This window comes from Haloarcula terrestris, assembly GCF_031624315.1.
Lineage (GTDB): Archaea > Halobacteriota > Halobacteria > Halobacteriales > Haloarculaceae > Haloarcula > Haloarcula terrestris.
The window spans coordinates 40,500-62,355 of the sequence record NZ_JAMQOM010000009.1 but is presented as its reverse complement, the minus strand read 5'-3'; the positions used below and the strand labels follow the sequence as shown (position 1 = coordinate 62,355).

General features: G+C 60.7%; 18 protein-coding genes. 11 read left to right on the top strand and 7 right to left on the bottom strand.

What is annotated here, in order from left to right; translation table 11 throughout:
* Positions 1-69: 69 nt before the first annotated feature.
* Positions 70-708 carry a rod-determining factor RdfA gene (rdfA, locus tag NDI54_RS17125; protein ID WP_310897659.1) on the bottom strand — a complete coding sequence of 213 codons (639 nt, stop codon included), beginning with the start codon at positions 706-708 and terminating at the stop codon, positions 70-72.
* A 528-nt stretch (positions 709-1,236) separates the two neighbouring features.
* Here rdfA and NDI54_RS17120 point away from each other — a divergent pair.
* Positions 1,237-2,007: an IclR family transcriptional regulator gene (locus NDI54_RS17120; RefSeq protein WP_310897658.1), complete on the top strand. Its 771-nt coding sequence runs from the start codon at positions 1,237-1,239 to the stop codon at positions 2,005-2,007.
* 433 nt (positions 2,008-2,440) lie between these two features.
* Here the strand turns inward: NDI54_RS17120 and NDI54_RS17115 are convergent, their stop codons facing one another.
* On the bottom strand, positions 2,441-3,685 hold the full coding sequence (locus tag NDI54_RS17115) for a mandelate racemase/muconate lactonizing enzyme family protein (protein ID WP_310897657.1): 1,245 nt from the start codon (positions 3,683-3,685) through the stop codon (positions 2,441-2,443).
* An 81-nt stretch (positions 3,686-3,766) separates the two neighbouring features.
* A complete protein-coding gene (locus NDI54_RS17110) occupies positions 3,767-5,287 on the bottom strand; it encodes a hypothetical protein (RefSeq protein ID WP_310897656.1) in 1,521 nt (506 codons plus the stop codon).
* Positions 5,288-5,441: 154 nt separating this feature from the next.
* Here NDI54_RS17110 and NDI54_RS17105 point away from each other — a divergent pair, with 154 nt between their 5' ends.
* The 9 genes from NDI54_RS17105 (at position 5,442) to NDI54_RS17065 (ending at position 16,491) form a co-directional block, all read left to right on the top strand.
* Positions 5,442-6,974: a glycoside hydrolase family 28 protein gene (locus NDI54_RS17105; protein ID WP_310897655.1), complete on the top strand. Its 1,533-nt coding sequence runs from the start codon at positions 5,442-5,444 to the stop codon at positions 6,972-6,974.
* 79 nt (positions 6,975-7,053) lie between these two features.
* Positions 7,054-8,100: a Gfo/Idh/MocA family protein gene (locus tag NDI54_RS17100; protein ID WP_310897654.1), complete on the top strand. Its 1,047-nt coding sequence runs from the start codon at positions 7,054-7,056 to the stop codon at positions 8,098-8,100.
* Between the two features lie 94 nt (positions 8,101-8,194).
* A complete protein-coding gene (locus NDI54_RS17095; protein ID WP_310897653.1) occupies positions 8,195-9,166 on the top strand; it encodes a pectinesterase family protein in 972 nt (323 codons plus the stop codon).
* A 146-nt stretch (positions 9,167-9,312) separates the two neighbouring features.
* Positions 9,313-11,160, top strand: a complete 1,848-nt coding sequence (locus NDI54_RS17090) for an ABC transporter substrate-binding protein (protein WP_310897652.1) — start codon at positions 9,313-9,315, stop codon at positions 11,158-11,160.
* 177 nt (positions 11,161-11,337) lie between these two features.
* Entirely contained in the window at positions 11,338-11,493 is a 156-nt protein-coding gene (locus NDI54_RS17085) for a hypothetical protein (protein WP_310897651.1), read from the top strand.
* A 120-nt stretch (positions 11,494-11,613) separates the two neighbouring features.
* Complete coding sequence (locus NDI54_RS17080; RefSeq protein WP_406600197.1) at positions 11,614-12,615, top strand: ABC transporter permease; 1,002 nt, start codon at positions 11,614-11,616, stop codon at positions 12,613-12,615.
* Positions 12,616-12,707: 92 nt separating this feature from the next.
* Positions 12,708-13,757 (top strand): ABC transporter permease, encoded by a 1,050-nt coding sequence (locus tag NDI54_RS17075; RefSeq protein WP_310897649.1) that lies wholly within the window; start codon positions 12,708-12,710, stop codon positions 13,755-13,757.
* A 2-nt stretch (positions 13,758-13,759) separates the two neighbouring features.
* Positions 13,760-15,976, top strand: a complete 2,217-nt coding sequence (locus tag NDI54_RS17070) for an ABC transporter ATP-binding protein (RefSeq protein ID WP_310897648.1) — start codon at positions 13,760-13,762, stop codon at positions 15,974-15,976.
* Positions 15,977-16,056: 80 nt separating this feature from the next.
* Entirely contained in the window at positions 16,057-16,491 is a 435-nt protein-coding gene (locus tag NDI54_RS17065; RefSeq protein WP_310897647.1) for a PPC domain-containing DNA-binding protein, read from the top strand.
* A 32-nt stretch (positions 16,492-16,523) separates the two neighbouring features.
* Here the strand turns inward: NDI54_RS17065 and NDI54_RS17060 are convergent, their stop codons facing one another.
* Entirely contained in the window at positions 16,524-16,817 is a 294-nt protein-coding gene (locus NDI54_RS17060; protein WP_310897646.1) for a hypothetical protein, read from the bottom strand.
* A 129-nt stretch (positions 16,818-16,946) separates the two neighbouring features.
* Complete coding sequence (locus NDI54_RS17055) at positions 16,947-17,786, bottom strand: NAD-dependent epimerase/dehydratase family protein (protein ID WP_310897645.1); 840 nt, start codon at positions 17,784-17,786, stop codon at positions 16,947-16,949.
* 184 nt (positions 17,787-17,970) lie between these two features.
* On the opposite strand from NDI54_RS17055, the gene NDI54_RS17050 reads away from it, so the two are divergent.
* Complete coding sequence (locus tag NDI54_RS17050; protein ID WP_310897644.1) at positions 17,971-19,872, top strand: hypothetical protein; 1,902 nt, start codon at positions 17,971-17,973, stop codon at positions 19,870-19,872.
* A 32-nt stretch (positions 19,873-19,904) separates the two neighbouring features.
* Here NDI54_RS17050 and NDI54_RS17045 read toward each other — a convergent pair whose 3' ends face one another.
* Both NDI54_RS17045 and NDI54_RS17040 read right to left on the bottom strand, forming a co-directional pair.
* Positions 19,905-20,627, bottom strand: a complete 723-nt coding sequence (locus NDI54_RS17045; protein ID WP_310897643.1) for a ThuA domain-containing protein — start codon at positions 20,625-20,627, stop codon at positions 19,905-19,907.
* Between the two features lie 130 nt (positions 20,628-20,757).
* Positions 20,758-21,696, bottom strand: coding sequence for a dihydrodipicolinate synthase family protein (locus NDI54_RS17040; RefSeq protein WP_310897642.1), 939 nt, complete (start codon positions 21,694-21,696; stop codon positions 20,758-20,760).
* Positions 21,697-21,856: the final 160 nt, after the last annotated feature.

Sequence of the window (21,856 nt, the reverse complement as noted above, 5' to 3'; positions counted from 1 at the left end):
TCGGCAGCGGATCTGGACCTCGTGTCGCTATCCTGGTGTCGACTCGGATCTGAACTCACGGCCGCGACATCAAGCTTCAGCATCCCCACAGTCGCAGGCTCCCTCTTCGAGAAATTCCTGTACGGTATATTGTCGATAACAGTCTTCACAGGTGACTGTGGCCGAAATGACGACGTTGAATTCGCCGATATCCACGATTCCGTTTCGGTCGAGTTGCTCTATCGTGTCCGTCGTCACGGCCGCAGTGCGGCTCTGCAGCGCTCCCAGTTTCTCCTGGCTCTTCGTGAGTCGTTCCTCGTCGCTTGGTGAGTCGAGTGCGGTATCGAGACAGTCCGTCAGATGATTGTAAACCGTTTGATGGGAGACGAAATCGGATTCGACTTGCTCGATAGGGACGCCGCCGTGTTGCAGTTCAGTCCGGGTTTCGACCCGCGCGCCGCTACTCACGTCATCGTCAGTGAGCAACCGATACGTGTTCTCGATTTCGCCCTCTTTGAAGGAGACGTTCGCCGCTTGAAGTGCTGCTTTGAGTACCCGCTGATTAACAACCGTTGCGAGCGACCGTGTACTGTATTGTTCGCCGGTCTCACCGGTCCAGTACGCGATCAGGTCCTCGTCGAGTTCAGTAAGCTCGTACGAGTCCGCTACCCGGCCTAGTTTACAATCACAGGGGCCGGGTGATGACGGCGCGTCGTCGGAATCAACCATAGAGTAATCTGTAACTCGGATTTAAAAGGAGTTTCGACCGCAATGCTACAAGAGGTAATGGATTCGAGCGAAGCGCAGGCTCGCTGGGCCAAGGAACGGATGGACTGATCGTTGACGACGCCTCCGACCAATGGATGGACGAGGTATACCGAATGATCTAGACTAGCGCCAATTGATCCGGTCTTGTCGAAGAGATATCGTTCAATGACAGTATTGGTTGAACTGCGCTATGCAGTAGCTGGAGTAATCCTTGTAAGGCCGAAGTATTTTACAAAAGTGCTACTGTAATAGACATCGCTTCGTACTGTATATACTGACTCTCAATCCGATAATACCGTACAGAGGTCTGCAGCCGTGGATGGAATCTGGCTCGAGTGCAAACTAGAGAGAGCCGTCCGAAACGGATATATTTACAAACGTACTTTCGTAAATTGCTACGGCCAATCCACATGCCGCTCTGTATCAAACTGGTCGTTTCGTTCCTGCCACGGGAACAAACTTATAATCGGACGGATACATCTGTGCACTATGACAACAAACGAAGGCCCCGGACGGACGATACAATCAGCAGATATCACGCTCAACATCATCGGTGAACTGCAAACACAGGACGCTACCAGCGTCACTGAACTCGCAAATCAGCTCGGCCATTCCAAGAGTACGATTCACAATCACCTCCATACGCTCGAAGACCAGCAACTGATCGTACGGGAAGACGGCGAGTACCGGCTGAGCCTGCGAATCCTCGATATGGCGATGCACGTCCGCGAACAGATCGGGAATTACGAGGTCATCCGAAACGAAGCCGACGCGCTGGCGGCGGAAACAGGTGAAATCATTCAGTTCGGCATAGAGGAACACGGGAAAGTGTCCTACCTCTACAAGGCCACCGGCGAGCAGGCCGTCGAGACGCTCTCCCGCGTCGGTAAACAACAGCCGATGCACTCGACTTCGCTGGGGAAGACGATTCTCGCGTATCTCTCGGAAGACCGGACCGACCGGCTCATCGAGTCGATGGACCTCGAACAGTTCACCTCGAACACCATCACGAGTACCGCGGAACTCAGATCCGAACTCGAAGAGATCAGACAACGCGGTTACGGGATCGACGACGAAGAGAATATCGGGGGACTCCGATGCGTTTCTGCGCCCGTCGAGAACGGCGACACCGTCTTAGGGGCTATCAGTATTACGGGACCGCTGAGCCGGTTCACAGACGACCGAATCCACGGTGAACTATCGGACCTTGCCATCGGCGCAGCAAACGTCATCGAACTGAATACGAAGTTCTCGGGCTGAGAGCCCGCGCACACGCTATTATCCCGGCACGTATGCTGTATCTCCGCTTTGGTCTCTGTTCCTCCTTGCGAAACTCTGTATTTGATTAGAGGTATATTATTCAATATCTGTCTTCTGAATATATACCCAGTGGGCTGATAGAGCCCCTCTAACCGATTTTTTCGGCTGGGCGGAACGAATTTCTACCGAAGTTAACTCCGGTTTTTTCTTGGTAATGGTTGGCGAGATGGTTTCACAAGCCCGACAAGCTCTTATCGGCTGTCTTGCACCGATTTTCGCAGTTTCTAACGAAAACGAACCGGTGGCGCCGACGAACTAATGGGGAGATCAGGCTTGCAATTCCGTTCCCCCAAGGGGAACGATTACTGTCGGGACAGTGACGAAATTGCGTGGTACAATAGAATAATTGGGGAGAGGAGGCTCCAGGACCGGGCTACGTCTCGTAATGGAACTCCGTCCAGGGGCCCTCGATGAACGGGTACTCCTCGATGACATCGAGGTTGACCTCGAGACCGAGACCGGGCTTGTCGAGGACCTGGAGCCGACCGTTCTCGACCGGTGGCTGTCCCTCGACTATGTCGAACGCGAGATCGAACGGATACATTCCCGGGTCGCCGGAGGCCTCGACGAGCGGGTCTTCCTCGAAGATGGGATATTCCACTAGGCTGACCTCCGGTGCGGCGGCGACGAGGTGCGCGTTCGCGAGCAAGCCGAGCCACGTCCCGAAGTTGTGTGGGACAAATTCGACGTTTCGACCGCGGCAGAACTCGATAGCGCGGTGACAGCCGGTGAATCCGCGGTGGTGACGCACATCTCCCTGGAGGAAGTCGACAGCACCGGTCTCACCGAGTGCAAGCAGCCCGTCTGGCGAGTCCTCGCTTTCCCCACCGGCGAGTGCAGCACCGGTTTCGGCGAGGCGTCGATAGCCCGCGTAGTCGTCCGGGGCGACGGGTTCTTCCACCCAGTACGCACCGTTCTGCGCGGCATAGGAAACGATGTCGTCGACCGTTTCGATGGTGTAGCTGTCTTCGAGCTTCCACCAGGTATGTGAATCGAGCATCATCTCGGTGTCTCCAAGCGCGTCCGAGACGAGGTCGATGGTCCGACGATCGCCATCGGGACCGATTCCCGGACGGTACTTGTATCCGAAGAACCCGGCTTCCTCGACGGAACGGGCCTGCTCGGCGAACCCCTCTGGCTCCATGTACATCCCGGAGCTCGCGTACAGCGGGAGGTCGGTCGTGGGTGCCGGCGGATCGTCGTACCGATCGTGAAGCAGTTCGTACACTGGCGCCCCGAGTTCCTTTCCTCGGATGTCGTACAGCGCCACGTCGAGCGCTGAGATGACCTTCGTCTTGAGACGGTCCGAGAGATCCGTCGCTTCGATCCGGTCGTGCGCGTCGGTGATCTCGGAGATCTCCTCGCCTTCGAGAGCGGACGCGGCCTCGTTTTCAAGCACGTCGGCGAACGTTCCTTGCGAGTCTCCCTGGAAGTACTCCCGCATTGCGGAACTCGTCGCGCCGGCGGTTGCGGCCCCTCGGAGCCCATCGGCGGTCTCAACGACGGCGAGGACAACGTCGCGTTTCAGCAGGCGACGGGTACCCCCGTGGAACTGTCTGTCCTGTGCCGGCTCAATCGGAGAGGAGAGGGCGAAGCCACTGACATCAGTTATGCGCATATGTCACCAGGGGGGCGCAAACACATAAAGACTCCCGCCCTGTCGATAGCTCTCTCATCTGACTCGACCAGCAAACTGTCGCTATATCCCGCCGTTCGGCGACCGCCGTTTTCCAACGGGTTTCGGGAGCGTATCGAGGGGGTCCCCCTTACGCGCGGACGCCAACCGAAGGAGGGCAAGGGGCGTCGGATTGTCCAGCACTGCCATCCCGTCGGTGTCGGTAAACAGTCCGCTCTCCCGATTGTCGAGCAGGCGACCACCGATCCGGGATGCGGCGTTGAGATACCTGTCGTCTCCGCTCGCCCGATACAGTTCGAGGAGTGCAGACAGCAGTTCCGGCCCCACGGCGACAGGGTCCATGTCAAAGTCCATAGTGGGGCGCTCTTCCGGCGTGCCGATGTCCCCGAGGCCGAGGCCTGCGGCGATATCCCGTGTGGTCGCATAGCACAGGTCGTCCCCGGTAACTCGGTACGCGCGGGCGTACGTCCACAAGAAGTCCGGGCCGGCCTCGATAGGACCGATGACGCGCCCTTTCGGACCGAAGTACCCCTCCCGTCTGATGACAAAGCCTTCGAGGCTCAGTCCGTCCGTGAGCATCGGGACGAACTCGTTCTCGTCGGGATGGTACGCCGCCTCCCGCCAGGCCCGAAGTTCCTCCATTGCCCACTGAGCGAACGCCGACCCGCGCTCACCCAACCGCTCTGCGAGCGCTAGCTGCTGCCGCTGGACGATTGGCCGCGGGCGGAACAGCGTCCCCTCGAAGATACGGTGGTCTCCGTGGATGTACGGCGCGAACTGGTACTGCGCTCGGTCTCCGCGGATTTCCGGGCCCTTGCAGTAACTCGCATGCTGGCTGAACTGGTAGCCACTGATTCCGGGCTCCTGTCTGGTCTCGATGTATCGGCGAGCGAGGCGTTTCGCCCACGTCAGGGGCTCGTCCTCCTCGGCAAGGTCGGCGAGCACCCCGGCGGCGTAGTAGAGGTCGCTCCCGGTGTTAACGAAGGTGAGCCCGTCGCCCCAGAAGAACACGTTACCGCCTTCGTATTCGTGATCCCAGAGATCACCCATCGACGCATTCCAGGCCCCGTGTCGGTTGAAATCGAGTGTCGTCCAATCGAGAACGTGTGCGTTCCAGAACGCCGAGACGAACTCGCGGGTTGCTTCGGGTGCCACCTCATAGCAGAATTTGTAGAACGGGTACTCGAACTTGAGTTCGTGGTCGCTTTTCCCGACGACGATGTCGTCTGCATCGAGGTCGTAGGCGGCGTGGCCGCCCCAGTACAGCAGACCGGTGTCATCACTCGCGTTCTCGAACATCCACGAGACGAGCGTCTCGGCCCTCGAACGATACCGCTTCTCGCCGGTGACCTCGCTCAGTGCGAGGAGCGCCCGGAGGAACGACTGCTGGAGTGCGAAGTTCGAGAGGTGGCCGTCGGCGACGTCGCGGCCATCGTATTCGACGCCGGAAAGCGTCGTCGCGTCAAGCGCATCGACCAGTAGCGGTGTGGATTCGTCGCCGTAGTCGTCGCGTGCGTGTTCGAGAACTGTGTCGACGTGTGCTTGCACAGCGTCTACAAGGTCGCCTGCGGAAGGCACAGTCATTCTGTCTCGTGGTATCCACGGGCGTGGACTTGGGTGTTTGGGTGTGTATAGCACGGGCCGTGTTCGGCGATTGGTCTTTCGACGATGATTCACCCACACAGTCAATAGTTGACACAACACAACGCTTATTCATACACTGCTGGAACGAAGAGATATGGACGCAACAGACAGTATTGATGTTCAAAATCGGGGTGCAGCAGGCGACGGCCAACAGCGCGATACCGAGGTGCTCCAGTCGGCGCTGGACGAAGCGGCCGAGAACGGCGGAACGGTTCGTCTTCCGCCTGGAGAGTACTTGAGCGCGCCGTTAGTTGTCGGTGACAACACGACGCTCCGCGTGGAGGCCGGGGCGGCGCTGCGATTCGTCCGTGACTACCAGGCCTTTCCAGACGCGGAAAGCCGCTGGGAAGGCTGGGACCAGATCGGGTTCCATCCGTGCCTGCGTGTGTTTGATGCCAAAAACGTCGAGATAACAGGCTCGGGGACGATCGACGGACAGGGGGACTACTGGTGGCAGTTCTACGAAGCAGACGACGCGGAGATTCCCGACGGACTCCGGAAGCGACTGGCCGATTTCAGCGCACAGAACGAGAAAGCGGACGACGTGAGCAGCTTCACGCTCCGCCCGCCGCTGTTCCAGGTGTACGACAGCGAGAACGTCTCTGTCTCCGGGGTCACGCTGAAGCGCTCGCCGTTCTGGAACACCCACGTTGTCTACTCCGACGACGTGACACTCCATGACCTGACCGTGTCCAATCCCGCGGGCGCACCAAACGGTGACGGGATAGATATCGACTCCTCTCAGCACGTCCGCGTCAGTGACACGTACATCAATGCGGGTGACGACGCCATCTGTATCAAGTCCGGGAAAAACGAGGAGGGGCGTGCGGTCGGCATTCCCGCGGCTCAGATCACTGTGACGAACTGTACTATCGAAGCCGGTCACGGCGGCGTCGTCATCGGCAGCGAGATGTCCGGCGACGTGCGCGACGTGGTCGTGTCGAACTGTACCTTCACGAACACTGACCGCGGCATTCGCATCAAAACCCAGCGCGACCGGGGCGGCGTCGTCGAGGACCTCCGCTTCGATACCATCGTCATGCGCCACGTCGCCTGCCCGTTCGTCATCAACGGCTACTACTTCATGGACATCGACAGCGACGAGATACCCGTCGACGAGGGGACGCCGATGATTCGGAACGTGAACTTCCACGACATCACTGCCCGCGACGTGGAGAGCGCCGCGTTCCTCGCAGGTCTGCCCGAGCAGCGGTTCCAGGGCATCAGTTTCGACAACGTCGAAATTGACGCCACGCGGGACCTCGGCGCCTCCGACCTCTCGCCAGCGATGGCCAGCAACTACGACCAGCGCCACGGCCTGTTCTGTAAGTCGATCGAGGACGTTTCGTTCGACAACGTGGCAATCCGGACCCCTGAGGGACCGGCCATGACCTTCGAGGAAACCGGGTCGGTGAGTTTTGACGGTCTCGACGTGTCCGGTGTGTCCAAGCCCGCAATCGTCGTGAAAGACGTCGGACGAACGACCGTCACTGGCTGTGACGGGGCGACCACTCCGGAGACGTTCCTGGAAGCGAACGGGGACGGCGTCGTTTCACTCACCGGCAACCACGGGTCACTCGAAGATGCTATCGACGCGGCTGACTCCATTGTTGTCCAACACGAATGAGTTTTCCAGCGACCAATGATGACTGTAGAGCCGTGCTAGCATACAACTATTTCCGTCTCGGCTGTGGGAGTCATAGACGATGACCGACAATTCAGCCCCGATTGCTGTCGGCGTCGTGGGAATCGGGAGCCTCGGGAAACGGCTCGCAGAGCAGTTCGACGAACTGGAACGGGCGGACCTCGTTGCGCTTGCAGACCGGAACGAAGCGGTGCTGGCCGACGTCGGTGAACAGCTCGGCGTGCCCGAAACCGGACAGTACACCGCATACGAGCAGATGCTCCGCGATGCGCCCCTCGATGCGGTCGGCATCGCGACACCGAACGGGCTCCACTACGACCAGACCCTGGCCGCCCTCGACGCAGACCTCCACGTCCTCTGTGAGAAGCCCCTGGCCACAACTGTCGAGGACGCCTACGAGGTCACCCAGCACGCCGAAGAGACCGATGCCGTCGTGATGGTCGGCTACCAGCGCCACTTCAACCCGGCCTACCACATGGCCCGAGAGCGCTGGGCGCTCGGCGATCGGGAACCCCGGTTCATCACCGGCGAGATAACCCACGATTGGCAGTCCTGCTACGAGAAGGACGACAACTGGCGGATGGACCCGGAACTCAGCGGTGGGGGCCACCTGATTAACGTCGGAACTCACGTCATCGACGCGATCCTCTGGACGACGGGACTGACGCCCACCGAGGTCAACGCGAACATGGTGTTCCACGACGACGAGCAGATATTCGACACGCAGTCGACCATCAACATCGAGTTCGCAAACGGTGCTGTGGCGAACATCTCCGATACGGGCGTCGTCGCCCGGACGCGCGAGCACGTTCACATCTGGGACGAGGAGGGGGCGGTGTATCTCGAAGGGCGGGAGTGGAACGATCGTACAGGGTACACTATCGACGACGAGGGGGCCGAACACGATCCCTACTTCGGGTACAGTCGGTGGCTGAGCAAGGGCACAGCGTTCCTCGATGCAATCATCGAGGGCACTGCACCGCCAGCAACGGTCTACGACGGGCTCAAGGCCGTGGTCGTGACGATGGCTGCCTACGAGTCCGGTCGGCGGGAGGAACGAATCGATATCGAAGACAGATTTCCATTCCTCGACGGGGTTTTTGAATAGGGTTCTGTTGCAGCCACTCGGTGTCGGTCCGTCGGACCTTTTTTATCAGTACTCGTTTTACGGTGACATATCGCCAGCAGGTGGCGGTGAGACTATGACGCGGAATCAAGATCGAACGGACAGATCTGCGAACCGGACGACAGAATACGATATCGTGGTCGCCAAAGACGGGAGCGGCGATTACGAGACGGTCCAGGCCGCTATCGACGCAGTCCCCGAGCAGAACTCCTCGGAGACAGTAATCCATATCGGGGCAGGTCGATACGAGGAGAAACTCACCGTGCCGGAGACGAAACAGAACGTGACGTTCGACGGGGCAGGGCCGGCGAAAACGGTACTCACCTACGACGACCACGCCGACATGATCGACGAAGACGGCGAGGAAATCGGCACGACGGGGTCGTCGAGTTGCTTCGTCAACGGGGACGGGTTCACAGCCCGGAACCTCACCTTCGAAAACGATGCGCCCCACGTCGCACAGGCCGTCGCGATTCGGGTGGACGCTGACCGGACTGTCTTCGAGAACTGCCGTTTCCTCGGCTGGCAAGACACCCTCTACACGTACGGCGAAGGGACGCGGCAGTACTACACCGATTGCTACATTGAGGGCCGGGTCGACTTTATCTTCGGCTGGGCCACAGCCGTCTTCGAGGGCTGTGAGATCTTCTGTGTCGGCGACAAGGGATACGTCACGGCCGCCTCGACCCCAGCGGAATCGAACTATGGCTACGTCTTCCTGAACTGTGACGTGACCGGTGACGCCCCGCCGAACTCCTTCTATCTCGGCCGGCCGTGGCGACCACACGCCAGAACGATCTTCATGCACTGCTACCTCGACGACCACATCAGGCCGGCAGGATGGCACAACTGGCGGGACCCGGCAAACGAGACGACGGCGACGTACGCCGAGTACGAGAACTCCGGTCCGGGCGCCAATCCGAGGGAACGCGTCGGGTGGGCCGACCAACTCACAGCGCCAGAGGCCGCTGAACACGCCTCGCTGGAGACAGTGTTCGACGGATGGAATCCGAGAGCGGAGCTCGAAAACACCGAATCTCATGGATAGTGCTGTAGCGGAGATACTGGCGACCACTCTCGGGACTGCTAGACCGTCCGGAGAGTCCCGTTTTTACCGCCCTCAGGTTCCTGTTCCTGGAGTATAATAAACAAACAATACTTACATTTATGTGGTATCGGCTACGAAGGCGAAGTATGCCAGACTCTAGCGAGCGGTTCAGTGGCATGAGTAGACGTGATTACCTCCGATACGGCGTCACAGGCAGTGTTGCCCTTCTGGCTGGCTGTAGTGGCGACGGAGGCGGCGGTAGTAATGGCGAAAGCGGCGGTGGCGGTTCGGGGACCGGTGCAACGTTCAACGTCTTCGATCCCAACACAGGCGGGACAGCACCCGCGAACCGGCATCTTAATCCCTGGAACCCAACGCAGAACGGCTGTTGGCATCCCGGCGCGAACATTTTCGACAGGGCCGTCGTCCACAGTCCCGCGACGAACGAGGGCTATTCGATCATCGCCCAGGAGTGGGAGATGGTCGAGGATACGACCCTCGAGTTCCGTCTCAGTGACGCGTTCACGTGGCACAACGGTGACAGCGTTACCGCCCAGGACTGGGCACTCCAGTTCGACATCGGGCTCGGCATCCTCGCAGCGCAGGCCGAAGACGGCGCACGGCCACACCCGCTGGTGAAATCTGCGGAAGCGGTCGACGACACGACGCTTCAGGTGGGGTTCCACGACACGCTCGACGAGAGCTGGGCGCTCCAGAACGCCGTTTCCGATCTCGCCGGCCGCGAAGGGCGAGGCATCTTCACAAAGAGCGGCGAGGAACCGTGGGAGACCTGGAAAACACGGCTCGAAGAGGGTGACGACGCAGTCCTCGAAGAAATTACGACGAGCAACGAGCCGACGCTCAGTGCGGACACTGTCGGGAACGGCGCGTTCCAGGTGGCGGAGGTCGGCGACACCACAACCATCATGGAGGTGTACGACGACCATCCCAACGCAGACAGCATCGAACTCGATGAGTTCAGGCTCGACCTCTACGAGAGCAACATCCCAACACAGCCCTACTCCGCCGGCGAAGTCGACGCGGCCCACACCGGCTTTCCCGTGCAGGAGGATCTCCAGAGTAATCTCCCCGAGGGCCACACCCTCTTCCGTGAGACGCTCTCCACCAACAAACTGTTCGCCTTCAACTGTGGCCACGAAGTCGACTACGAGACGCCGTTTTCGGACCCGAAGGTGCGCAAAGCGGTCTGTCACGTCTTCGATCGCGAGCGACTGCCGCAACTCCTTCAGGGCGTGAACCGCCCCTTCGGGTGGGGGCCGTGTCGGGTTCCCGGCAACATCCTCGAAGAAGGCAATCACCCCGCGGCAGACTGGGTTGAAGATTTCACCCTCTACGGGCAGAACGATACCGAACGCGCCACCGAACTCCTGAACCAGGCTGGCTACGAACAAGACGACGACGGCAACTGGCTGAGTCCTGACGGGAGCCGCTTCGAGATCAACTGGATGAACGGCATCGAACGACCGGACCATCAGCTCCTCCAGCGCAATCTCAAGGACTTCGGTATCGCGATCAATCAGGAGCAGGTCGACTCTGCGACGCTCGACGAGCGTCGAACAGTCGGGGACTACCACGTCATGCCGGACGGGTCCTCTGCAAACGGAATCACGGCGATGTGGACGCTCGACCTCGTGCCGAACTGGATCCAGTCCATTACGCACTACCAGCCCGAGCGTGACGTGCCGATGCCGGTTGGGGATCCCGAAGGGTCGAACGGGACCAAGACGATCAATGTCGAGGAACACATCCGCCAGTGGCAGATCACTGGCGAAGACCAGTACCACAAGGAACTCATGTGGTGGTGGAACCAGACCCTGCCGGAGATGGAAGCGATGTTCCAGCCCGACGCCGGCGCATACGACGGTGGCAACTGGGAACTCGACGCCCAGGATGCGATCGTCGACGGTGTGGACGACGCGCTGTACATTGCACCCAAAATGGAAGACGGAACGATCCGGTACATCGGCGACTGATACAGGTACTCACGTGTCAGAGGCCTGCTGAGGTGGTTGGGTACATCTGAGTCGACGAATATCGTCTCGCCGATCGCGCGCTGGTCCCGTGTGCCACCCGGCTGATAATTTAAGTAGGTAGCAGGCCCACGTTGACGTATGGGCTTCCTCCAATCTATATCACAGGTCGTACTGGCTATGACTGTCCTGTTTTTCCTGTTACTGGCGTTCTCGTTGCTTGTCGGTGAGCCGGGTACCGGTGGATACGTGCTCGCTCAGTTGTCCCTCATTCCGGTTATACTCAGTTTCGTGGCAAGCGTCATCGTGATTTACACCGGCTGGGAGCCGTTCTAACGGCGCTGATTCCATGGGTGCGAGAATGCCCTTGCCTCAAAGCGCCCTGGAAAGCTAGCAACACCTAATAAATAGGAACTTTCATTAGGAATGGCTGGGAAAGAGTCAGTAATCCATACTATGGTAACTATTGACTGGCGCATACGGAGACTAGGGCAGACTGTGTTTACAGTCTGGGCCGTCATCACGCTCTCTTTCGCTCTGGTACGACTCATGCCGGGGAGTATTATGGGATCAATGGTGTCCCGTCTGGCCCAACAGGGGTACAATCCCGCACAGATACGGGCCCTCATCGAATCACGGCTCACTATCGATCCGGACAAACCGATACCGGCCGCGTACGCCGAGTACACTATCAACATGCTCCAGGGGAACCTCGGGGAATCAGTGTACTACGCGGAACCGGTGGCGGATATCCTCGCCAGGGCGCTCCCGTGGACGCTCTTTGTGTTGAGCTGGGCGATATTCATCAGTTTCTTCATCGGTATCGCTGTCGGGGCGCTCATGGCGTACTGGGAAGGCGGGAAACTGGACGTCGGACTGACATCCTACGCCGTCATTGTCGGGTCCATTCCCTACTACGTGCTTGCCATCCTCCTCCTGATCTTTCTGGCCTACCACGGCCCGTTCCCGTCGAGCGGCCGCCAGCCGGCCGGCGTCGAGCCCGGATTCACGTGGGTGTACATCTCCGGCATCGTCGAACACGCCGCGTTACCGATCATCTCGATGCTCGTTGCGTCGGGGGTCGCCTCGCTCGGAATGCGTGGGAACAGCATCCGCGTCCTCGGTGAGGACTACCTTCGGGTTGCGCGGCTCCGTGGGCTCTCCGACATCCGGATTTCCACGCAATACGTCTCTCGCAACGCAATCCTTCCCATGTACACGACGTTTCTCATCAGTATCGGCGAGATGTTCGGCGGGTCGGTCGTCCTCGAACAGGTGTTCCAGTACCGTGGGCTGGGATTTTACCTGTTCAGTGCGCTCAACCAACGCGACTATCCGCTGATGATGGGCGGGTTTGTCGTCATTACAGTCGCTATCGTGATCGCACTGTTGATCGCGGACCTGACGTACTCGCTCGTGGATCCGCGAGCAGGAGGGCAGAACAATGAATCGTACTGAGGCCGCCGTTTCGATTTACGGAGCGCGACAGCCTGACAATGGAATACCGATGGGGCGCAGTTCGACTACCACTAACACGATAGCACGAAGCCATGACTGACAACACCAGCGATCACAGAACGGACGGTGGCAACGCGGTAGACGGCGATGCGTCACCGTTTGATATCGTCTCCGAATACGAGGAGACTGAGGCGGACAGACTCCGTAAGCTGTACGACGCCTACGTGTACACGCCGATCGCCATTATCTGGACGGATTGGCGTGCCCGCATCGGGTTTAGCATCATGCTCGTGTACCTCCTGATGGGCGTGGTCGGTCCGACGTTCGTCGAACAGACTGAGGTCCTCGAAGGACCGGCGCTCGCATTGCCCTTTGAGACGTGGGAATACCCGCTGGGTACCGACAACATGGGCCGTGACCTGCTCTCTCAGACGATCTACTCCACGAATACGATTTTGAAGATGGTGGCTGCAGGGGCGACCTCGACCGTTCTCATCGGAACTATCGTCGGCTCCATCGCCGGCTACAAGGGCGGCATGACCGACACCGTGCTGAGTTCGATTACCGACGTCTTCATCAACATTCCCGGCTTCCCGCTCGTGATGGTGCTGGGACTGATGTTCGACGACGTACTTCTCGGGAACCCCTGGGCAGTCGGGCTGCTGTTGAGCGTCGCAGCCTGGGGGGGACTCGCTCGTTCGATCCGCTCGCAGGTACTCACCCTTCGACAGGAGTCGTTCGTCGAGTCCTCACGCGCCATGGGACTCCCGACGCGGACAATCGTCTTCAAGGACATCATCCCGCATCTGATGCCGTTCGTCGTCATTAACCTCACTAACGCTGGCCGCCGGGTCATCTTCGAGGCCGTCGCGCTGTACTACCTCGGCATCCTCCCGTTCCAGAACCTCAACTGGGGGAGCATTCTCAATCTGGCCTACGGCGCGAACGCCCACACCCGAATGGCGGCGATTCACTGGTTCGTCGTCCCGATGGTCGCGATCGTCGTCATCTCTATCGGTCTGATACTGCTCGGGCAGTCCCTTGACCGGGTATTCAATCCCCGCGTCCGAGCGCGCCACGAGAAGACGACAGCGGAAGTCGACGAGAACGTCGACGAGGGACACACTGCTGGAGACCTTTAACCATGACAATTTCAGAATCCACCTACGAACGCGGACTACGCCAAGAAGACCCGATCCTGGAAATACGAGACACGTCGGTCACGTTCAGCATGGACCGCGGCGAGTCGCGCGTCCTTGATGACGTGAGCCTGGACATCCAGAGAAACGAGATATTCGGCGTCGTCGGCGAGAGCGGAAGCGGCAAGTCGATGCTCGCTTCGGCGCTCCTCGACGCCGTCGTAGACCCCGGCATGCTGCGCGGTGAAATTACGTATCATCCGACGGCCAACGAAGACGTTGACATCCTCGATATGAGTAAAGAGGAACTCCGGGAGTTCCGCTGGGAGGAGATCTCGATGGTGTTCCAGGGGGCGATGAGTTCGTTCAATCCAGTCCGTCCGATCCGAACACACTTCGTCGAGACGCTCGAAGCACACGACTACGACATCGAAGCGGGGATGCAGCGTGCCTGCGACATTCTCCGTGACCTCTATCTCGATCCGGAGCGGATACTCGACTCGTACGCCCACGAACTCTCCGGCGGGATGAAACAGCGTGCGCTCATCGCGCTTTCGCTCATTCTGGAGCCGGAAGTGCTCGTGATGGACGAGCCGACGGCAGCCCTGGACCTGCTGATGCAGCGCTCGATCATCTCGCTCATCGAGGAGATAAAAGAGGAATACGACCTCTCTATCGTCTTTATCACGCACGACCTCCCGCTAGTCGCGGACATCGCCGACCGTATCGGAGTTCTGTACGCCTTCGAGTTCGCCGAGATCGGTGAAACCGAGGAGATTCTCGAAGACGCTGCCCACCCGTACACGCGGCTGCTGCTGAAATCGACACCGAATCTCGACTCGCCGATCGAGGCGATGCGCCCTGTCGAAGGGAGCGCCCCTGACCCGGTCTCCGTCCCGCAGGGCTGTTCGTTCCATCCGCGCTGCCCGCTCGCGACCGAAACGTGTCGAACGGACGACCCTGGACCCTACGAGGTCGACGGGACCCACCACGTTCACTGCCACCACTGGCAACAGGCAAGAGACGAAATCCCGATGACCGACGAGTTCGACGAGTTCGAGTACGGTTCGCCGGATATCCCGGACTTCGACGAGCGGCAGACGAACCGCGCTTCGCTGGGATCCGACGGCGAACCCATCGTCTCGATGGAGGACGTCGAGGTACACTTCGACCAGGAGACCGGCTTCTTCGATTTCTTCTCGGACCCGGACGTGGTCAAGGCGGTCGACGGCGTCTCGCTCGACGTCTACGACCGGGACGTGGTCGTCCTCGTCGGCGAGTCAGGGTGCGGGAAGACGACGCTCGGGAAGGCCGGCGTCGGACTGCAGGAGGTGACCGGCGGCTCCGTAACGTACCGCGGACACGACATCTGGGACGTAAAGGCCAACGGCGGCGACGGGATCTCGTGGGGCGAGATACGCCAGTCCCTCCAGATCGTTCACCAGGATCCGGGCAGCGCGCTGAACCCCAACCGCCGCGTCAAAGCGATTCTGGAAGCGCCGCTGAAACGCTGGAACGACAACCTCGACGGTAACGACAGGAAGCAGCGTATCCTCGGCCTGCTGGAACTCGTCGGGATGGCGCCGCCGGAGGACTACATCGAACGGTATCCCCACCAGCTCAGCGGCGGCGAGCAACAGCGGGTCGCGCTCATCCGCGCGATGTTGATGAACCCTGACCTCATCCTCGCCGACGAGCCGGTCAGCGCCCTGGACGTCTCCCTGCGCGTCGAGATGATGGACCTGATGATCCAGCTCCAAGACGAGTTCGATACGTCCTACCTGTTCATCAGCCACGACCTCTCGAACGCCCGCTACATCGCCGAGAAGACTGGCGGCCGAATCGGCGTCGTGTACCTGGGTACCCTCGTCGAGATCGGGCCTCCCGAACAGATCATCCACGACCCGCAACATCCCTACACCCAGGCGCTCCGATGGGCGACGCCACAGCTCCACTCCGAGGGCGGACGTACCGAATCGCCGATCCGCGAAATCGACATTCCGGACCCGACGAATCCGCCGAGCGGATGTCGCTATCACACTCGGTGTCCGGAGGCCCGCGAGGTCTGCAAGCGCGAGTCGCCGGCCCCGTACGGCGCTAGCGAGGCGCCCTCTCACGAGGCGATGTGTTTCCGCGTTCTCGACAACCACGAGTACTGGGCCAGCCCGCCGATCCCAGAACTGGAGGCCGGTAGCGAGGACGTGAGCGTCGAAGGCGAGTAACATCCCCATAAGCTCGATCGTATTGTGAGACTGTCAAAGCGCAAGGTGGATTTATGCCAATTGCCCACACAGACAAGGATATGGAGACCTTCGAGAGCGACGACGGACACGTTATCGTGCGACTGGACCGCGGCGACCTGGCGCTCGAATCTATCGAAGCCGCCTGTGACGATCACGATGTTGATACCGGCGCAGTGGTTTCGGGGATTGGTACCTTCAGCACGCTGAATATCCACTACGTGGACCGGACTGACCTTCCCACGGACCGCTCACAGCGAAACGTGACTCGCAAACTCGATGGCGCGTGGGAGATAACCGACGTCGGCGGCGTGATTGCGGACGGCGAGCCACACCTCCACGTTACCGGCTTTAACGGGGATCGGACCATTGGTGGGCATCTCGAAGCGGGATGTGTAGTAAACGTTCTCGGCGAATTCACAATTAAGAAAATCGACGGGCTATCGCTGACGCGGAAGCCAAACGAACGCGGCGTTTCACAACTCACCCGTCGATAACCGTGAAATCGTCCCGTAGAGGAACCATCAGTTCAGCGACGTCGCCACCAGAAGAACCCATACCCAACGATGCCGAGGAGGAAGAGTCCGGCACCCCACACAGCGAATATCGCCGCCCAGATGCTCCAGAGCCCGCCGGTCGGAACGAGGATGCCGGAGTCGAAAAACACGCCGACGAGCGTGAACACGATGCCACCGATAGCTATCTTGAGTAGTATCGAGTCACGGATCGTCTCGACGATCCCCTCCGACCGACTGTATACGGCTTCGTTCGGTCCCGCGCTTCCGTCCACACCACTCTGGCTGTTTGGCTGTGTCGTTCCCATCGATCAGTGGTACAGAGTGACAGTATAAATCAGTTTGGCTGTCAGTCGTGGCCCTACCAGGCGTCAGCGACGGCTGACAGAGAGACGAGCGTCGCGAAGGCCAATGGAAAAGACAGCGAGATCATCGCTTCATTCCGGTGGGTGATCCCATTCCTCACCGTCGTCCTGTGGGTCGTAGCCGATGCGTGCCCGTGCGTGTTCGAGGTCGAACCACCGTCGGTGGTTGTCGCTGACGCCGCTGAAGATGCCGAATTCCACGCTGTCGTCCGTCAGGCAGCACTCGATCTGCTGGGCGAAATCCGAGCGGGACTGCCACATCGCTTTCATGCGGGCCACGGCGTGGTCGTACTCCTCACTCTCGCGCTCGAACTCCCCGTCGGCGACGCCCTTCTCGGCGTCACCGTAGGGGTGGTCGTACTCCGGCATGCGGACGCTACAGACCCGGAGCGCGTAGAACTGCGTGGGATAGTCGTACTGTTCGACGTAGTACCGACCGAGGGACTCGCCAAACGCCTTCGACGCGCCGTAGAAGGAGTCGGGTCGGACGGGGTCGGTGTGGTCGACGACCAACTCGTTGTCCGGGTAGTATATCTCGGGGGCGTTGTCGAGTTCGTACAGCCCCATGACGTGGTTCGACGAGATGAAGACGAACGTCTCCACCTCTTGCTTGCGGGCCGCCTCGAGTGCGTTGTACATGCCGACAATGTTCGGTTCGAAGATGTCGGCCCAGTCGCCGTCCGTGTAGGGGTAAGCGGCCATGTGAACCAGCGCGTCCTGGTCCTGGGAGGCAGATTCCAGTGCGGTCCTGTCGGAGATGTCCGCAACGACCGTGTCCAGTCCGCCGTAGGGATGGTCGTCAGGGCGGTCGGACCGGTTGTAATACGTGAAATCGTAGTCCGGGTTGTCGTGCAAATGGTCGATAACTGCGGTGCCGCATCGGCCGTACACGCCGGTCATCAGTACGTCCATACGACCGATACTGATTCCCAGTACTAAAACAGTTTACTACTGACAGGTTCCGACACCGCGGGAGAAACTGCCCGGATTCATCGATGCCGGAGAGAGGCGATCCGTTCGAGGCGATCTCTTACAGACTGCTGGACCGGTGGTTTCCATCCCAATGTTCAACACCTCGCCGCACGCGGGAAGACGTATGGTCGAACTGACGGGAGAGAACTCCTTCTCGCGGCCGCCCGTGTGGGCGCTTCGCCAGCGAGCGCTCATGGAGACGACGGCATCGGCGGTCGAACGCTTCACCGACGAGTATCTCAGTCCCGACGGCGACCCGTTCTGGCCGCCGGAGGATCATACCGGTATCGACGGCTTCGACGACATCGTCGAGGGGTTCTACAACTGGCCGCTCGTGTACGCGATGGGCGGCGACGAGCGGTTTCTGACTGCGGCCCGCACCGCATATGAAGCAGCCTTAGAGCGCGGAGCACAGACGGAGACGCCGTACGGTCACCCGATGGTCGTCGACGAGTTCGAGCAGTGCCGCGACTGGTTCCATCTCGGCGAAGGGAATCTCTACACCTACAACATGGGGCTGGCCGCACCGGCCGACGAAACCGTCCGCGAGCGGGCCAGGAAGTTCGCGGCGCTGTACACGGCCGACGCCGACACCGGGAACTACGACGCCGAACAGAACCTCGTGCGCGGGCCGATGAACGGGAGCATGGGGCCGGACTTCTGTGACTTCTCGAAGTACCACCACCACCCGTACGGGTCGGACTATCGGTGGGCGCGACACGGCCTGCCCTGGCGCGACCTGGAGTTCGACACGGCCGCCGACCTGCTCGACCCGGAAAACGAAGAGCGGCTCTTCGAGGTACTCAACGAGCGGTGTGCGACCGGTGACGTTCCGCTGAATCTCAACATCACGAGTCTACTGACCAACGCCTACCTCCATACCGGTGCAGACCGGTATCGGGAGTGGGTGACGGAGTACCTGGCTGCGTGGCGCGAGCGAACTGCGGAGAACGGGGGCATCATCCCGGATAACGTGGACCGAGAGGGTGAGATCGGCGGCGTCGCCGGGAACTGGTACGGCGGTTACTACGGTTGGTCGTGGGGCGGGTGGCACTACGTCGGCATCGGCCCAACCGTCGCCGCGGAGAACGCCGTCTTGCTGGAAGGTGACGAGGAGTACCTCGACTTTCCGCGCTCGCAACTCGACCGGCTCATCGACGCCGGCATCGACGTGAGCGAGGACCCGGTCCACGACACGCTGTACATCCCCCACAAGTACAACGACGCGGGCGACTATCACTACGACGCGACCGGCGTGCTCACCGAGGACGACGGCGAAGTGCTGTGGCGCGACGGGTGGTACGAGTTCAAGCCACACTCGGACGACCCCTACGCGGTCCACCTCTGGCAGATGTCCCAGTCCGAAGGCGACCGCGAACGGCTGCGGCGGCTCCGCGACTGGAGCAACCGGGACTGGACACAGGTGGATCACCGCGCGTCGACCAAGCACGGTGCGGGCCACGAGTACGCATGGCTCGCGTACCTCGACGGCGAGTTCGAGGACTACCCCGAGCAGATCATTGAGGCCAACCACGCCCACGTCCGCGAGCGGCTGTCCCTGATGGACGCGGAGGGCGGCGTTCCCGAGAGCGTAGACGAGGACTACCTTCGGGACCGAAATCCCGTGTTCCACCGCGGACTCCTCCAGTTGACGATGGGCGCGCCCCAGCAGATCTATTACGGCGGGCTGGTGATGGCCCAGCTCCGTCACTTCGACCCCCAGCGTCAACGCCCCGGTCTCCCCCAGGGCGTGTCGGCGCTCGTCGAGTCCGTCGATTCGACTGGCGTCGCGTTCACGCTCGTGAACGACGCCGGCGGGGAGCGAAAAGTCATCGTGCAGGCGGGTGCGTACGCCGAACACGACTTCCGGACCCTCGAACACGGCGACCGGGCGGTCGATATTGCCGACCCCGTGGTGACCGTGACGCTCCCCAGCGGCACGAAAGCGACCGTGGAAGCAACGATGGACCGCTTCGTGAACGATCCGACGTACGCGCTCCCGTGGAGCGAGACGCGGAGCGACTAGCGGAACTACTTCCAGAAACGGGTCGGCGCGGCTTATTCGTCGGCTGATTCGGCCGGCGCGACCTCGCCGTATACCGCGTCTGCGCCCGCCGTCGGCGCTGCCCACTCGACGGCGTTTCGAATGACTGTCCGGACCTCGTCCTGATAGTATATCGGATACGCTTCGTGACCGGGCCGGAACGCAAATATCCGTCCGCGACCGCGTCGGTAACAGACGCCCGAGCGGAACACCTCACCGCCCTCGAACCACGAGATGAAGACAGTCCGGTCTGGCTCGGGGATGTCGTAGGGCTCGCCGTACATCTCCGTGGCGGGAATCTCGAAGGATTCCCCGAGCCCATCCGTGATAGGGTGTCCGGGGTCGGCGGCCCACACCCGTTCCGTTTCGCCGCCGTGGCGATATTTGATGTTACAGGTCGTCCCCATCAGGCGCTTGAACGGCTTCGAGTTCTTCCCGGAGTGGAGCGGGACAAAGCCCATCCCGTCGTGGACGCTGTCCACGACCCGGCTCGCTACCTCGTCCTCGACTTCGTCGTTTGCGCAGTGGGACCACCAGACGAGCACGTCGGTGGCCGCCAGCACGTCCGCGGTGAGTCCGTGGGCCGGATCGCCGAGTGTCGCCGTCCGTACGTCGTGGCCGGCTTCTTCGATGGCGTCGGCGAGTGCGCCGTGGATGCCGTCGGGGTACAGTTCGGCTATGTCGGGTTCCTCGCGCTCGTGGACGTTCTCGTTCCACACCGTGACCTGTCGCGACATAACCAATTGTTCTCAGCGATCTGAAATAAGTCCTCGGACCGGTACGGGCGGCGTCGCAGCATTCGGAGTTCGACAGTACTGGTCGGCCTGTCGACGTGGTTCACATCACGACAAAAGCGCGGCCAGTCACTCAGCTGATGAGGCGGTCGATGTTGGCGTCGAGTTCCGCGTACATCTCCTCGGCGCGTGCCGCTTCCTCCGGCTGTAGCGGACGGATCGGGGGTCGGACGTTCCCGCCGTGTAGGCCCGCCAGTTCGAGCCCCTTCTTGACCGCGGACACGCTGATAGCGCCGGGAATAGTGTTGTCCTGCCCGGTCTCGTCGCGGAAGCGCTGGTAGGGCATGCAGATGTTCCGGAGCTTCTGGGCGCGCTCCCAGTTCCCCGCCGTGAGCGCGTCGAACAGTTCGAGGCCGACCTCGGGACGGAAGTTCGAGACGCCCGCGGAGAACCCCTCGATCCCCTCCGCCCAGTAACTCACCGAACACGGTTCGGCGAGCCCGCCGACCCATACCACGTCGTCGGAGCCGGCGGCCGAGCCCTCGCCGAGCTTGACGGGGTCTTGCAGCGCGTACTTGATGCCGACGACCCCGTCGACGTACGTCAGTTGCTTCAGGTAGTCGATGGAGGGGTCGAACCCGCGGACGTATGGGACGAGTGGGGTTTCCGTGGCTGCATCGAGTTGCCGGTAGTAGTCCAGTAGCGCGCGTTCGTGGATGTACGTGTGATCCGGCGGCATGATCATCATCGCGTCAGCGTCGAGGTCGTCGTAGGCTTCGATGAGTTCGATAGCGTCTTTGGTGGATCCGCCGACGCCCGCCAGCACGCAGGCGTCAGCGGGGAGTGCGTCGACGCTCGTCCTCGCCACGTCGATGCGCTCCTGCTGGGAGAGCGAGTGGTACTCACTGATGTTCGCCGTTGCGAGGAACGTCCGAATGCCCGACTCGTAGAGGGTCACGGCGTTCTCCGTGATCTTCGAGTGTTCTATCGAACCGCTGTCGTCAAACGGCGTCAGCAAGCCGACTGCGACGCCGCGCAGGTGCTCCTGCACCTGCTCGGGGCTAAGCGACATACCGGTATGACCCACCGCACGATCATAAATCCACCGCCTGGGGGTCCTGTAGGGCTTGAAAATGGTCCTGAGACGGAAACCGCGGCAGACCACTCCATCGCCCCCGGCGGATCGCTGCTCCCTGATATAGCGACGCCGACTACCACACCCAGCATAAATT

What these genes read in the sequence shown, in the direction of transcription:
- NDI54_RS17100 (WP_310897654.1), top strand. Translation starts at nt 7,054, where the DNA reads ATGACCGACAATTCAGCCCCGATTGCTGTCGGCGTCGTGGGAATCGGG.
- NDI54_RS17045 (WP_310897643.1), bottom strand. Translation starts at nt 20,627, where the DNA reads ATGTCGCGACAGGTCACGGTGTGGAACGAGAACGTCCACGAGCGCGAG.
- NDI54_RS17075 (WP_310897649.1), top strand. Translation starts at nt 12,708, where the DNA reads ATGACTGACAACACCAGCGATCACAGAACGGACGGTGGCAACGCGGTA.
- NDI54_RS17065 (WP_310897647.1), top strand. Translation starts at nt 16,057, where the DNA reads ATGGAGACCTTCGAGAGCGACGACGGACACGTTATCGTGCGACTGGAC.
- NDI54_RS17105 (WP_310897655.1), top strand. Translation starts at nt 5,442, where the DNA reads ATGGACGCAACAGACAGTATTGATGTTCAAAATCGGGGTGCAGCAGGC.
- NDI54_RS17115 (WP_310897657.1), bottom strand. Translation starts at nt 3,685, where the DNA reads ATGCGCATAACTGATGTCAGTGGCTTCGCCCTCTCCTCTCCGATTGAG.
- NDI54_RS17110 (WP_310897656.1), bottom strand. Translation starts at nt 5,287, where the DNA reads ATGACTGTGCCTTCCGCAGGCGACCTTGTAGACGCTGTGCAAGCACAC.
- NDI54_RS17090 (WP_310897652.1), top strand. Translation starts at nt 9,313, where the DNA reads ATGCCAGACTCTAGCGAGCGGTTCAGTGGCATGAGTAGACGTGATTAC.
- NDI54_RS17070 (WP_310897648.1), top strand. Translation starts at nt 13,760, where the DNA reads ATGACAATTTCAGAATCCACCTACGAACGCGGACTACGCCAAGAAGAC.
- rdfA (WP_310897659.1), bottom strand. Translation starts at nt 708, where the DNA reads ATGGTTGATTCCGACGACGCGCCGTCATCACCCGGCCCCTGTGATTGT.
- NDI54_RS17095 (WP_310897653.1), top strand. Translation starts at nt 8,195, where the DNA reads ATGACGCGGAATCAAGATCGAACGGACAGATCTGCGAACCGGACGACA.
- NDI54_RS17120 (WP_310897658.1), top strand. Translation starts at nt 1,237, where the DNA reads ATGACAACAAACGAAGGCCCCGGACGGACGATACAATCAGCAGATATC.
- NDI54_RS17050 (WP_310897644.1), top strand. Translation starts at nt 17,971, where the DNA reads ATGGTCGAACTGACGGGAGAGAACTCCTTCTCGCGGCCGCCCGTGTGG.
- NDI54_RS17080 (WP_406600197.1), top strand. Translation starts at nt 11,614, where the DNA reads ATGGTAACTATTGACTGGCGCATACGGAGACTAGGGCAGACTGTGTTT.
- NDI54_RS17060 (WP_310897646.1), bottom strand. Translation starts at nt 16,817, where the DNA reads ATGGGAACGACACAGCCAAACAGCCAGAGTGGTGTGGACGGAAGCGCG.
- NDI54_RS17040 (WP_310897642.1), bottom strand. Translation starts at nt 21,696, where the DNA reads ATGTCGCTTAGCCCCGAGCAGGTGCAGGAGCACCTGCGCGGCGTCGCA.
- NDI54_RS17055 (WP_310897645.1), bottom strand. Translation starts at nt 17,786, where the DNA reads ATGGACGTACTGATGACCGGCGTGTACGGCCGATGCGGCACCGCAGTT.
- NDI54_RS17085 (WP_310897651.1), top strand. Translation starts at nt 11,338, where the DNA reads ATGACTGTCCTGTTTTTCCTGTTACTGGCGTTCTCGTTGCTTGTCGGT.